Origin of the sequence: Ornithinibacillus halotolerans, assembly GCF_014637405.1 — a bacterium.
GTDB lineage: Bacteria > Bacillota > Bacilli > Bacillales > Amphibacillaceae > Ornithinibacillus > Ornithinibacillus halotolerans.
Genome location: NZ_BMEY01000002.1, coordinates 23,374 through 37,740, shown reverse-complemented (window position 1 = coordinate 37,740; position 14,367 = coordinate 23,374). Strand labels below are relative to the sequence as shown.

11 protein-coding genes are annotated in these 14,367 nt (G+C 36.4%); 2 read left to right on the top strand and 9 right to left on the bottom strand.

Annotated elements, in window-relative coordinates; all coding sequences use genetic code 11:
- The first annotated feature begins 46 nt into the window (after nt 1-46).
- A complete protein-coding gene (locus IEV35_RS02080) occupies nt 47-1,669 on the top strand; it encodes an ABC-F family ATP-binding cassette domain-containing protein (protein WP_188383036.1) in 1,623 nt (540 codons plus the stop codon).
- 593 nt (nt 1,670-2,262) lie between these two features.
- On the opposite strand, the gene IEV35_RS02075 is transcribed toward IEV35_RS02080, so the two are convergent.
- Nucleotides 2,263-3,207 (bottom strand): L-threonine 3-dehydrogenase, encoded by a 945-nt coding sequence (locus tag IEV35_RS02075; RefSeq protein ID WP_188383035.1) that lies wholly within the window; start codon nt 3,205-3,207, stop codon nt 2,263-2,265.
- 22 nt (nt 3,208-3,229) lie between these two features.
- Nucleotides 3,230-4,420, bottom strand: coding sequence for a glycine C-acetyltransferase (locus tag IEV35_RS02070; protein WP_188383034.1), 1,191 nt, complete (start codon nt 4,418-4,420; stop codon nt 3,230-3,232).
- A gap of 242 nt (nt 4,421-4,662) precedes the next feature.
- On the opposite strand from IEV35_RS02070, the gene IEV35_RS20275 reads away from it, so the two are divergent.
- Nucleotides 4,663-4,797: a hypothetical protein gene (locus IEV35_RS20275; RefSeq protein ID WP_268237904.1), complete on the top strand. Its 135-nt coding sequence runs from the start codon at nt 4,663-4,665 to the stop codon at nt 4,795-4,797.
- Nucleotides 4,798-5,172: 375 nt separating this feature from the next.
- Here IEV35_RS20275 and IEV35_RS02065 read toward each other — a convergent pair whose 3' ends face one another.
- The 7 genes from IEV35_RS02065 to opp4A (IEV35_RS02035) all read right to left on the bottom strand — a co-directional run bounded on the left by IEV35_RS02065 (nt 5,173) and on the right by opp4A (IEV35_RS02035) (nt 14,298).
- Nucleotides 5,173-5,850 (bottom strand): 3D domain-containing protein, encoded by a 678-nt coding sequence (locus IEV35_RS02065; RefSeq protein ID WP_188383033.1) that lies wholly within the window; start codon nt 5,848-5,850, stop codon nt 5,173-5,175.
- Nucleotides 5,851-6,078: 228 nt separating this feature from the next.
- Nucleotides 6,079-7,971 (bottom strand): oligopeptide ABC transporter substrate-binding protein, encoded by a 1,893-nt coding sequence (gene opp4A, locus IEV35_RS02060; protein WP_188383032.1) that lies wholly within the window; start codon nt 7,969-7,971, stop codon nt 6,079-6,081.
- Between the two features lie 191 nt (nt 7,972-8,162).
- Complete coding sequence (locus IEV35_RS02055) at nt 8,163-9,077, bottom strand: ABC transporter permease (RefSeq protein ID WP_188383031.1); 915 nt, start codon at nt 9,075-9,077, stop codon at nt 8,163-8,165.
- Between the two features lie 27 nt (nt 9,078-9,104).
- Nucleotides 9,105-10,067, bottom strand: coding sequence for an oligopeptide ABC transporter permease (opp4B, locus tag IEV35_RS02050; RefSeq protein WP_188383030.1), 963 nt, complete (start codon nt 10,065-10,067; stop codon nt 9,105-9,107).
- 4 nt (nt 10,068-10,071) lie between these two features.
- Complete coding sequence (locus IEV35_RS02045; RefSeq protein WP_308419754.1) at nt 10,072-11,007, bottom strand: ABC transporter ATP-binding protein; 936 nt, start codon at nt 11,005-11,007, stop codon at nt 10,072-10,074.
- The gene (locus tag IEV35_RS02040; protein ID WP_308419753.1) at nt 10,994-12,010 is read right to left on the bottom strand and encodes an ABC transporter ATP-binding protein; all 1,017 of its coding nucleotides are present in this window, start codon (nt 12,008-12,010) and stop codon (nt 10,994-10,996) included. The genes IEV35_RS02045 and IEV35_RS02040 overlap by 14 nt, the downstream gene beginning before the upstream one ends.
- Nucleotides 12,011-12,459: 449 nt before the next feature.
- Nucleotides 12,460-14,298 carry an oligopeptide ABC transporter substrate-binding protein gene (gene opp4A / locus IEV35_RS02035; protein ID WP_188383029.1) on the bottom strand — a complete coding sequence of 613 codons (1,839 nt, stop codon included), beginning with the start codon at nt 14,296-14,298 and terminating at the stop codon, nt 12,460-12,462.
- Nucleotides 14,299-14,367 lie beyond the last annotated feature (69 nt).

Sequence of the window (14,367 nt, the reverse complement as noted above, 5' to 3'; positions counted from 1 at the left end):
TAATAAGCTTACGATGAAGTATTAAATTTGGAGGAAAACCGATTAAATGATTACTGTAACTAATGTAAGTTTACGATATGGCGATAAAAAATTATTTGAAGATGTTAATTTAAAATTTACTCCAGGAAACTGTTATGGTGTTATTGGTGCCAATGGTGCTGGTAAATCTACGTTCCTAAAAATATTATCTGGTGAAATTGATCCGCAAACTGGTAATGTTTCTATGTCTCCTGGTGAGCGTTTAGCTGTTCTGAAGCAGGATCACTTTGCTTATGAAGAATATCCTGTATTAGAAGTTGTCTTAATGGGACATGAAAAACTATATGCAGTAAAACAAGAAAAAGACCAAATTTATATGAAGACTGAATTCACAGAAGAAGATGGAATTCGTGCTGCAGAACTAGAAGGTGAATTCGCTGAAATGAATGGTTGGGAAGCTGAATCTGATGCTGCCATTCTTTTAAAAGGTCTTGGCATTGAGGAAGGTCTACATTCCCAATTCATGTCCACATTAACAGAAGATCAGAAAGTAAAAGTATTACTTGCACAGGCCCTATTCGGCAATCCCGATATTCTACTATTAGATGAGCCTACAAACGGTTTGGATATACAAGCTATCCAATGGCTTGAAGAGTTCTTAATTAACTTCGAGAACACGGTTATCGTTGTTTCCCATGATCGTCACTTCTTAAATAAAGTATGTACGCACATTGCAGATGTTGACTTTGGAAAAATACAAATTTATGTTGGAAACTATGATTTCTGGTATGAGTCCAGTCAATTAGCTTCTAGAATGGCACAAGATGCAAACAAGAAGAAAGAAGAAAAGATTAAAGAACTACAAGCATTTATTGCACGATTCAGTGCGAATGCTTCTAAGTCAAGACAAGCGACTTCTCGTAAAAAAATGCTCGATAATATTACATTAGATGATATTAAACCATCGTCTAGAAAATATCCTTATATTGCATTTACACCAGAACGCGAAATCGGAAATGACCTATTGCGTGTAGAAGGACTAACGAAAACAATTGATGGGAAGAAAGTTCTTGATAATGTTAGCTTTATTATGAATAAAGATGACAAAATTGCTTTTGTTGGTAAAAATGATATTGCCAAAACGACTCTATTTAAAATCTTAGTGGGAGAAATGGAGCCAGATTCCGGTACGTATAAATGGGGAATTACAACATCTCAATCCTACTTCCCGAAAGATAATAGTGAGTTCTTCAAAAATGGAGATTTAACACTAGTCGACTGGCTACGTCAATATTCACCAGAAGATGAAACAGAAACCTTTTTACGCGGATTTTTAGGAAGAATGTTATTCTCTGGAGAAGAAGCACTGAAAAAAGCAAATGTACTATCTGGTGGAGAAAAAGTTCGTTGTATGCTATCTAAAATGATGCTATCCAATGCAAATGTTCTATTATTAGATGAACCTACAAACCACTTAGACTTAGAATCCATTCAATCATTAAATAATGGATTAATTAAGTTCAAAGGTTCTATTCTATTTACTTCACATGACCATCAGTTTATTGATAGTATTGCAAATCGCCTTATTGAAATTACTCCAAATGGAATTGTCGATAAGGAAATGAGTTATGACGAATATGTTCGCGACAAAAAATTACAAAAACAAATTAGCGAGATGTATGCTGGTTAATATTAACCCTCCTGCTTCGTGCAGGGGGGATTTTTTGTAGTGAAAATGATTTGGCAATTGCTATTTATCCTTTTTGGCTGGGATGGCTACTGGAATTAACGAATGGGAGCTTGTCATTCTTCATTTTGGACCGCAATTAGATTCAAAATAATGTATGGGAACTGGCCATTCTTCATTTGGAACCGTAATTAGATTCAAAATAATGTATGGGAACTGGCCATTCTTCATTTGGAACTGAAATTAGATACGTATTGATGTATGAGAACTACCCATTCTTCATTTGGAACTGAAATTAGGTACGAAATAATGTATGAGAACTGCCCATTCTTCATTTGGAACTGAAATTAGATACGAAGTAATGTATGAGAACTGCCCATTCTTCATTTGGAACCGTAATTAGGTACGAAATAATGTATGAGAACTACCCATTCTTCATTTGAAACTGAAATTAGGTACGAATTGATGTATGAGAACTGCCCATTCTTCATTTGGAACCCCATATGATACGAAACAATGTATGAAAAAAGCCTCCCGTAATTATCATCACATTGAAATAAAAAAGCACCCCCACCTAAGATGAGAATGCTTCTATATTATTTTAACTTCTCTGCAATCTTTTCTAACATTTCTTTAGTCATACGATCGATATCATATTTTGCTTGAAAGCCCCATTCTTCCTCAGCAGCCGAGGAATCTATACTATTTGGCCAACTATCCGCAATCTTCTGTCTGACCGGGTCAACCTCGAATGTTAGTTCAAATTGAGGTATATGTTTTTGGATTGCTTTAGCAAAGTCCATCGGTTCTGCCGAAATAGCAGCTATGTTAAAAGCATTTCGATGGATTAACTTAGTTGGGTCTGCTTCCATTAGCTGAATAATGGCTTCAAGTGCATCAGGCATATACATCATATCCATATATGTTCCTTCTGCAATATATGAAGTATATTTCTGTTGTTTTATCGCTTCATAATAAATTTCCACCGCGTAATCTGTCGTTCCACCACCTGGAGGTGCAACGTATGAAATTAACCCAGGGAAACGTACACCACGTGTATCAACGCCAAATCGTTCATAATAGTAGTCACAGAGAAGTTCTCCTGACACTTTATTAACTCCATACATCGTTGTAGGACGTTGCAACGTATCTTGCGGTGTATTATCTTTTGGTGTAGATGGACCAAAGGCACCTATTGAACTCGGTGTAAAAAATTGCAAATTCAATTCACGGGCCACTTCTAACGTGTTCATTAGACCACCCATATTGATATCCCATGCTTTTTTAGGTATTTTCTCTGCAGTTGCAGATAATAATGCGGCTAAGTGCATGACTGTGTCCACTTGATAATCTTTGGCTACTTGATATATCCGCTGTTCATCTGTCACATCAACAATTTCAAAGGGACCGTTCGCCACTTCCCCTTCAACGACACGAATGTCCGATGCAATTACATTCGCATCCCCGTATATTTCTCTTAATTTCACAACAAGTTCAGAGCCTATTTGGCCCCCTGCACCGGTGACTAGTATTCTTTTCATATGCTTCTCCCCTACCTACCGACTAAATTAAACCCATTTCTTTACCAACTTTTTCATACACTTGAATTGCTTCATCTAGCATTTCCTTTGTATGTGCTGCTGTTGGCATATTTCTCACACGACCAGTACCTCTTGGAACAGTAGGGAATACGATTGATTTCGCATATACACCTTCCTCGAACAGGCGCTTACTAAATTCTTGTGCAGCTTTTTCTTCACCAATAATACATGGTGTAATTGGAGTCTCACTATTACCAATATCAAAGCCTAATTTTTTCAATCCATCTTTTAAATAGTTGCCATTTTCCCATAGCTTATCATGAAGCTCTGTGCTTTCCATTAGTATTTCAATTGCTTTTTTACTTGCAGCTGCATCCGCTGGAGAAACTGCAGTTGAGAATAAAAATGGACGGGAACGAACTTTTAGCCAATCAATAAGATTTGCTTTACCAGCTACATATCCACCGATAACTCCAATTGCCTTAGAAAGTGTTCCCATTTGGAAGTCTACTTTATCTTGCAAACCAAAGTGTTTAACAGTACCTGCTCCTTTACCTAATACACCTGAGCCATGAGCATCATCTACATATGTAATTAGGTCGAATTCCTCAGCAATCTCAACAATTTCAGGTAATTTAGCAATATCTCCATCCATTGAAAATACACCATCAGTAATAACCATTATTTTATTATATTGACCAGACTCTACTGCTTCTTTTGCCTTTAGTCTTAGATCATCCATATCAGAATGGGCAAAACGAATTATCTTTGCCTTTGATAAACGGCAACCATCAATAATAGAAGCGTGATTTAACTCATCTGATAGAATCGCATCATGCTTATCCATCACTGCAGATATAGCAGCCATATTACAATTAAATCCTGATTGATAGGAGATTACTGCTTCTGTTCCTTTAAATTCCGCTAACTTTTTCTCTAATTCAATATGCAAATCTAAAGTACCGTTAATAGTACGAACTGCACCCGCACCTGCACCATGAGAATCAACTGCATCCTTAGCAACTTGCTTTAGTCGCTCATCTGTAGCTAATCCTAAATAGTTATTTGATGAAAGGTTAATTAGATTTTTTCCATTTATATGTATGATCGGTCCGTTCGCCCCTTGCACTGGGTCGATTTCGTTATAAAGTCCATTGGCTTTTAATTCTGCTAAATTATCATTTAAAAACTTATCGAGAGTTTTACTACTCATTGTATACCTCCTTATAATAAAAAACGAGCTTAAATGTAAGCGTTACCAGGATGCTATCCATATATAGTTTATCATAAACTAATATAAAAGTTTAGAATGATGAATAACACCTTACTTTTATGCATTTTCCTTTGTTTTTATATGGAAATATTTCCTTCATATTTTTCTATTTTCCAATTGTCTTAATGCGAGCTCATCTAGTATACTACTTATTAGGACATCATATATGGGGGCAGACTGAAGTGAGGAAGCTATTAGTCGTTTTATTTTTAATGATTATTATTGGTTTTAGTATCGTTGGAATTGAACAAATTTTTAATGAACCAGAAGAAGTTATTAAACCTGTGAATCCAAATGCTATAAATTATAAATCATAAAAAATAAGAGGCTGAGACAAAACTATTTCTAACAAAGGAAAAACTGAACATTAAAGTTAGAGCATCAGACCCGCCCCGGAAATATACTGCGCTTTCCGTGGGCGGCTGGTGAGCCAGGCTACTACTTGAATAAGCTTCCCTGCTGCCTTGCACCGAGGAAGCTTTCTTCGTAGCATGACTTGCAGACGCAGGTGCATCAACGGGGTCTCACCGATGCCTTTCCTCCCACAGGACAAGGAACGCTTCGACAGCGATACATCGCACGAAGAAAAAGTGTTCTACTTTTTCGAGGAGTCTCCGTATATTTCCGGGGCTAATGTGGTGATTGCTCGTATTTTTTTACCTTTGTTTTAGTTTTGTCCCAGCCTCGTTTGTTTACTCTACAATTGTAATTTTTACTTCTTTTACTCCCCACTCATATGCTTCTTTCTTTGTTGGTAAGTGGACGTCGATTCGGTTTCCTTTAATGGCGCTGCCAATGTCTCCTGCAATTGCTTCTCCATATCCTTCTACATATACTTTTGAACCTAATGGAATGATAGTTGGATCAACAGCGATTACCTTTAAGTTTCTATTTTCAAGCAAGTTTATTCCAGTATACGTAATGCCTGTACATCCATCACATTCAGCAGTATATGCTGTAGCAACAACAGTCAATGTTTTTCCTTCTACATTAGTAGTAGAGCTAGCTTTAACTTCTTTAGGTTGGATTGTATCCTCAGCATTTATCTTATTTGTTTCGGCTGATAATTCTTCAACAACTAGTTCTTGTCCAACTAAAATTAAATCAGATGTAAGATTGTTCCATGCCTTTAATTCATCAACAGAAATATCATACTGTTTCGAGATTGCATAGAGAGTATCTCCTTTTTTAACAATATACGGTTCTGATACATTACCATTTTGATTTGAATTTGTATGTTCATAGTTCTGATATTCTTCTGAAACTCCTAATAACGTTTCTCCATTTAATACATCGTAGGATAAGGCAGAAGTGCTTAATGGAAATGCTAATGCTATCACAGTAGTTAAAGTTATAATTGTTTTCTTCATAGTAGTTCCTCCTTAAATTTTGACTAAGTACGATACTCCATACTAGTCATAGCAAGATTTCTATGAATCTTTTATAAGGATTGCCAAAACTACTATTTTTTATTACTAATTTAATAGATTTGAGTAAAAAGTATGATTAAATCTATAAAGTTATCATTTTATTGATATGTATCAAATTAAAATAAAAAAACGGAGAAGCATAATCGCTCCTCCGTTTTTAATACTTAATTATCCTTCGTGAGTGAAAGGCTCTTCTTGAGTAACTCCTAGCTCATGAAGTCCCATGTTAGCTCCACGCTCAATTGTGTAGTTAACTACACGGTTGTTAACCGGAATTAGAACCGCACGGTATAGAGTTGGGAATACTGGGATATCTTCAACCATTAGCTCTTGCCACTGTCTGTAAATATCGATACGGTAATCTGTATCGAATGCATCTAGAGAGTTACCAGCTTCTAGCAATTCTGAGTTTTTCTCAGATTCGTATCTTGGGAAGTTGAATAATTGGTCTGGACCGTATAATCCATAAGGGTTAACGTCAGAACCTGTACCCCAAGCACCTTGATAAATATCGATGTTTGGATCATCGTCTCCCGCTTGACCTACGCGATCATAGAATGCGTTGAATTCAAGTAGACGACCATCGATTAATTCTACATTTAGACCAACTGCTTTCCAAGATTGGATGTAGTATTGAGCAAGTGGCTCAGCTACGTCTCCACCTGACATAGTAGCAAAGTTGATTGTTAACTCATTACCTTCTTTATCTTCACGAATTCCATCGCCATCAACATCTAGGTATCCAGCTTCATCAAGAATTTTCTTAGCTTCATCAGGATTATATGTTGGTGTTTCAATTTCAGAGTTATGGTAGTCACCAAATGGTGGGATAATTAGAGTAGTTGCGTTCCAACGTAAACCGTTGTAGAACTGCTCACCTACAGCATTGTTATCCACTGCATACCACATAGCACGACGTAAGTTTACATCAGCCATTTTCTTGTCTGGATCCATTACAACTTTCTTCTCTTCTTTATCCCAATGTCCTAGCTTAAATCCGATGTAAGTGTACGCTAAGTCAGTTTGACCTAACCATTCAACGTTACTCATATCAGCGTTATCAACGAATTGATCAGTTGGGAAACTGTCAACCATATCAACTTCACCAGTTTGTAGTGCTTGAACTACAACTTCAGGAGCGATAACTTTTAATACAACTTCATCTAGGTTAGGCTCTCCACGCCAGTAATCTGCGAATTTTTCGTATACAACAGACTCACCAGGTGTAATTTGTTTAACTTTAAATGGTCCCATACCTACTGGGTTTTTACGTACTAAATCATGTTCTTGCATTTCTGCAACTGGAATATCTTTGAATAGATGTTTTGGCATTGCGTAAGTCCACACACCACCAGTTAGTAGTGAAGGTTGAGACTCTTTATAAGTAATTTTTAGAGTTTTATCATCTACAATCTCAATACCAGAGATTGAGTCTGCTTCACCAGCATTATATTCTTCCATACCGATGATTCCAGAGAAATCTGGACCGTAACGAACACCAGGGTAATCCGGGTGACCAATTACTTCATATGAGAATGCCCAGTCTTCTGCTTTTACTGGCTCTCCATCGTGCCATTTCACACCATCTTTAATTGTGAATGTGAAAGTTACACCGTTTGGATACTCATCTGTTTCGTAAGGTTCTGTAGTAAATTCTGCAGGACCTTCATTTGTGTAAGTGAAAGTATCATCCATGTAAAGCATCGACTCGTCAAACCAACCGATTACTTCTGCATCTGGTGCACCGGAATAGAAGTTCCAGTTTAGTGTACCTTCAAATACTGTGTCGGAAACTAAACCAAAGTTAAGTGTTCCACCTTCGATTGGTTCTCCTTCGTTATTTTTGCTTTGAGAGAAGTCATCGATGCTGAATAGATTTGAATCTTCATCATCAGCTGGATCTTCCTCACCATTGTCTTCGTTGTTCTCATTGTTTGCTGGATCTTCAGTGTTGTTGTTGTTGTTTCCATTGTCAGCAGTGTCTTTGTCACCACATGCAGCTAATACTAGAACCATTGCAAGCATTAGTGCAAATAGCAACTTTGTTACATTCTTACTCATGCTAAATACCCTCCCTTTTTTTATAAAGCTTTTGTTTTTTGTCGATTACTCGACATTTTATACTCAACATTAATACCTAGCTAAGTATTAATGTAGGTAACTTATTAATACCCTCTCTACTACTCAAGCCTCACCTCCTTAAAAGATATGCCAATCTAGTTGGAAATATTAGAAAGCTATGACTTAAAATCTTATCCTCTTCTTTGTCTAGCATCTGATGCACGTCTTAATGCAACACCAACGTTATTTACTGCTAACATAAGGAATAAAATCATTAGTGATGCTGGTACCCAAATCCACCATCTGAATTCTAGTGTTTGTGGGTTTCTCGCATAACTGAGTAGTGTACCTAAACTTGGCGTACTTTCTGGGAATCCAAATCCTAAGAAGGATAGTCCGGATTCTAATCCAATATTTGATGCTAAGTTAAGTGTCATTGTTACAATAATTAATGAACTTACATTCGGTAAAATATGTTTAAATACAATTTTCAGATTAGATGTTCCAAGTGTTTTTGCCGCGTGAATATAGTCTAGTTCCTTCTCTTGGAGTGCCTTCGATCTTATTAATCGGGCTATCCCCATCCATAGAAAGGCAGTCATAATTAGAGAGAAAGTCCAAATACTATATTTTGGTACGATTGCAACGAATGCAATAACGATCATCGTAAACGGTAGAATTAGGAAGAAATCCAAAATACGCATCATGATATTATCGACATGCCCACCGAAATAACCAGATAATAATCCGTAAACAACACCGATTAATCCTGTCATTATCGTTACTAAAAATGCAATCGATAACGAGTTTCGTGTACCAATGATTAACTGTCCAAATACATCACGGCCACCGTAGTCAGTTCCAAGAATAAATTCTTCTCCTGGTGGTTCGTAGATAGAAAACAAGTCAACTTTTACAATCTCTTCCTGATCGAGTACGAACGATATACCATATACAAAAGCGACAACTAAAATTAAGAATATTAATGAGATTAAAGCAATCTTATCTTTAATAAGTTCTCTTCCGATGACACTAAGGCCAGAAGGACTTTTAATTTCTTTTTTCTTTACGTCAACATTTTCTACACTTGCTGAGTTTGCTGCCATTTTTATTCACCTCACTATTTACCAAATTTATTTAATACGAATTCGCGGATCTACTATACTTAAAATAATGTCTGAGAGTAGTGCCCCTAGTACAGCTGCCATACCAAATAGTAATGTAGTAGCTGTTACAACACTATAGTCTCGTAGACTAATAGATTCTATTAACAATTGACCCATCCCTGGATATCCAAAAATGTTTTCAATAAAGATAGAACCTCCAATTAAAGTAGTGATCTCAAATCCAAAGAATGCCGCTATAGGTAAAAGTGAGTTTCTAAAAATATGTCGATTGTAAACTCTTGATTCTGAAGCACCTTTAGCTCTTGCTAGTAAGATAAAATCTTTCTGTTTCGTATCGATAATTTCATTTCTTAAGTACTGGATTGTACTATATGTTGTTATGAGTGCCATTGATAAGGCTGGTAATATCAAGTGATATACCTTACTTACAAAATAATCGAAGGTTCCAGGCACCAGTCCCGGTGTTACACTTCCACTAGTTGGGAACCAACCTAATTGGAATCCGAATACCCATAACATAACGAGTGCAAAAATAAATATTGGTGTGGCAAATCCTAAATAGGAATAACCGGTAATGAGTGAATCTCGTAATGTGTCATTATACCTTCCACTTGTAATCCCTAATGGAATTGCAATTAAATATGTAAATATTAGTGTTACAAGTGACAACCAGAAAGAGTTTTCAATTCGCTGTCCCATTAACTCGGTAACTGGCATTTTAAATCGGAAGGATTGACCGAAATCCCATTGAATTACTCCACCAATCCATCTAGCATATTGCTCATGCCATGGGTCATACCATCCCATTTCTTGACGAATTTCTTCAATACGAGCAGGATCAATATTTGGATCGATTTGACCAGATAATGCATCCCCTGGCATCATTTTTGCTAAGACAAAGATTAGTACACTTAAAACAAATAATTGAGGAATCATAATCATTATTCTTCGTACACTAAATTTCCACATACTATCAACCTTTCTCCGGAAGAGCTACTAAATGAGTGTCGGATATAGGTTTTAGACTATAAGCTAAACCTTCCTCATTAAAGTAATCATTGTAGGCTTGTTCATATTCCGTATTCACTTCTTGACGGAACTGTTTCATTTCTTCACGTTTTCTTGGATCAATATCAGGTATTGCAGCTACAAGTCGTTTTGTATAAATATGTTGAGGGTCATTAAAAATTTCTTTTGCTGTCCCTTCTTCAACAAAACGTCCCTTATACATGATTCCAATATGATCACACATATGTTTAATAACTCCAAGATCGTGACTAATGAATAAATAAGTTAAGTCTAGCTCACCTTGAATTTCTTTCATAAAGTTTAATACTTGCGCTTGTACGGAAACGTCAAGTGCTGATACCGGCTCATCAGCGATAATTAGTTTTGGTTTTAGTGCAACCGCTCTTGCAATCCCAATACGCTGACGTTGTCCCCCAGAGAATTCATGTGGATATTTCAGAATACTTTCAGGGCTTAAACCAACTAATTCTAATAATTCTTGAACTCTAATTCGTTCTTCTTTTCTAGATAAACTTTCAAAGTTACGTAACGGTTCTGCAACGATATCAAGTACCCGCTTCTTTGGGTTTAATGAAGAATATGGGTCTTGGAAAATCATTTGAATATCTTTCCGTATATCAGATTTAGCTTTTCTAGCAGTAGCAGTTATTTCATTATCTTCAAAGAATATTTTTCCATCCGTTATGTGATTCAGTCCGATAATCGCTCTACCAGTAGTAGATTTACCTGATCCAGATTCACCAACAAGGCCATATGTTTTTCCTTTGTCTAAGGAGAAAGAGACACCATCAACTGCTTTTACATGTCCTAAAGTCCTTCCAAACAATCCGCCCTTAATAGGAAAATGGACTTTCAAATCTTCAACTTTAAGAAATCCCATGATGCTGTTCCTCCTTACTTTCTTCCGGGAAGTGGAAATGTTTATAACAACTACAACGTACAAAATGTCCTGGTTTTACTTCATGTAATTCCGGATGTTCTTCATGTTGTGATGCGTCAATCCAAGGTATTCTTGCTGCAAACCTGCATCCTGTACGAGGTAAGTTTTGTAACGATGGAACGATTCCTTGAATGACATGCAATTTTTCTTGTTCTTCATTAGCATTTGGTACGGAATTAAATAGTGATTTCGTATATGGATGTAATGGTTCTTCGAATAAGGTATGGACATCTGCAATCTCAACGAGCTGTCCTGCATACATTACTGCAACCCTATCAGCCATTTCAGCAACAACACCTAAGTCATGCGTAATGAGTACGACACCAGAGTTCATATCTTCTTTCAAATCTTTTATTAGATCTAAAATTTGTGATTGAATGGTTACATCAAGTGCTGTCGTTGGTTCATCCGCAATGAGTAATTCTGGCTCATTCGCAATTGCAGTTGCTATAACAACTCTCTGTCTCATACCACCTGATAACTCATGTGGAAACTGTTCATATACATGTTCGGCTCTTGGTATCCCTACTTTATTTAATAAATCAATTACCTTTTCTTTACGTTTTGTTTTAGAGAGCTCCTTATTATGAAGAAGTAATGCCTCTCCAATTTGATCACCTATTATCATTAAGGGATTTAGTGCAGTTAACGGATCTTGGAAAATCATCCCCATGCTTTTACCACGTAGTTTATTTAACTTTGATGGTGAAATATTGACGATGTTTTCACCCTTAAATAATATTTCCCCTTCCATTTTCGTTCGATTATGTAATCCCATAATTGAAAATGCTAATGCACTTTTTCCACAACCGGATTCGCCCACGATTGCTAATACTTCATTCTTGTTAACAGTAAGTGAAACATCATCAACCGCAGCATAATAATCATCTCTGATTCGGAAAGATGTATTTAAGTTCTTGATTTCCAGTAACTTCTCTGCCAAGATAATCCCCCTAACTAAAAATTGAAAAAATTCATGATATAATTTTTCTTATAAAATTACATTTTAAACAAAGTAAAGAGCAGAATATTTCGTGATGTTTTGTTACCCTCGACTGTATGCGTCTGCCCATTTAGGTTAAAATGTTATAATTTTCAATTAATTTGTTTTGAGTTATTCTATGAAAATATTCATATAAGAAGATATCGTAATGAATTTGTAATATAAATGCGATTTTTTTAAAGTATATATTATTTTCAGATTTTTAACAAGCTTTTTTTAAACTTTTTATTAAAAGTATTTAGATAATTGTACCTATACAAACAATTATCAAGCGCTTCCAACGTTGGTTTTAGTAGGATAATTGGTACATAAAATAAATTTAAATAAACAAGATTCTTTTATTTATAAACAAAAAAAGAAGAAGCAAAATGCCTCTTCTTTTTTAAAGATTATTCAGCTACAACTGGTTCTTCTTGAGTTACACCAATTTGGTAACGGCGTAATTCAGAAGCAGGATCAAGTGTATAGTTAACAACACGCTCGTTTACCGGAACTAGAACAGAACGGTAAAGAGTTGGGAACATAGGAATGTTATCAACCATTAATTGTTGCCATTGATCATAAACTTCTTTACGATATTCAACATCCATTGCTTTCATTGAAGCACCTTCAGCAAGTAGTTTATCGTTTTCTTCGTTAGTCCAACGAGGGTAGTTAGCTGGTGAGTTACCACCAAAGATACCTGCAGGGTTTACGTCAGTACCAGTACCCCATGCACCTTGATAAATATCGTAAGCAGGATCATCAGCTTCTAGACGATCGTAGAATGCGTTAAACTCAATTAGACGACCATCAACTAATTCAACGTTAAGACCTACTGCTTTCCAAGATTGGATGTAGTATTGAGCTAGTGGCTCAGCAGTGTCTCCACCTGACATAGAAGCAAAGTTAATAGTTAACTCATTACCTTCTTTATCTTCACGGATTCCATCACCATCAACATCTAGGTAGCCAGCTTCATCTAAAATACGTTTAGCTTCTTCTGGATCATATGTTGGTGTTTCGATTTCAGAGTTATGATACTCTGGGAAGAATGGAATGATTAGCGTAGTTGCATTCCAACGTAAACCGTTATAGAATTGGTCACCTACAGCATTATTATCAACCGCATACCACATAGCACGACGTAAGTTTACATCAGCCATTTTAGCATTTGGATCTACTTCAACTTTACCTTCATCTGCATTCCATTTACCTAGTTTGAAACCAATGTAAGTGTATGCATTGTCAACTTGACCTAAGAATTCAACGTTTGACATATGTGCATTATCAACGAATTGATCTGTTGGGAAGCTATCTACCATATCAACTTCGCCTTTTTCTAGTGCTTGAACTACAACTGAAGGAGAAACTACTTTTACAGTAACTTGTTCTAGAGCAGGAGTTCCTCTCCAGTAGTCTTCGTTACGTTCTAGAGTAACTGACTCACCAGGTACAACTTGTGTAACTTTATAAGGGCCGAATCCGATTGGCTCTTTACGAACTGCATCAGATTCTAACATATCTGCAACTTCCATTTCACCGAATACATGTTTCGGTAATGCATACGGCCAGATTCCTCCAGTAATTAGAGAAGGACCGCCTTCTTTATAAGTAATTTGTAGAGTTTTTTCATCGATAACTTCGATACCAGAAATAGTATCTGTTTCACCAGCATGGTACTCAGCCATACCAACGATGTTTTCAAAGTCAGAACCATAACGGATTCCAACATAGTCAGGATGTCCAATTACATAATGAGCATAAGCATAATCTTCTGCAGTAACAGGTTTTCCATCATGCCAGTTAACATTATCTTTGATTTGGAAAGTGTATACTGTACCAGTTTCATCTACGTCCCAAGTAGCAGCACCTTCATTAGTGAATGCATAGTTTGCATCTGTATCGAATAAAGGCTCATCAAACCAACCAATAATTTCAGCATCAGGAGCACCTGAATAGAAGTTATAGTTTAGAGTTCCTTCAAAAACTGTATCTGATACAATACCGTAAGTTAGTGTACCATCTTCAATTGCCTCACCAGTGTTTGAAGTAGTCATGCTGAAATCTTCAATATTGAAAATTTCTGTGTCACTGCCTTCGTCTTTATTATTTTCAGCAGTTTTATTGTTTTCTCCCTCATTATTGTTGGAAGAATCAGACGATTTATCGTCTCCACCACCACATGCAGCAAGTGCAAGCAGTAAAACTAGCATAAGAGCTAAAAGCCATTTGCTTGTCTTTTTCATCTTAATTGCCTCCCTATTCTTTTATAAAGTTTTCCTTGGCCATTCCAATGGTCGCGGCCAAGGAAAAGT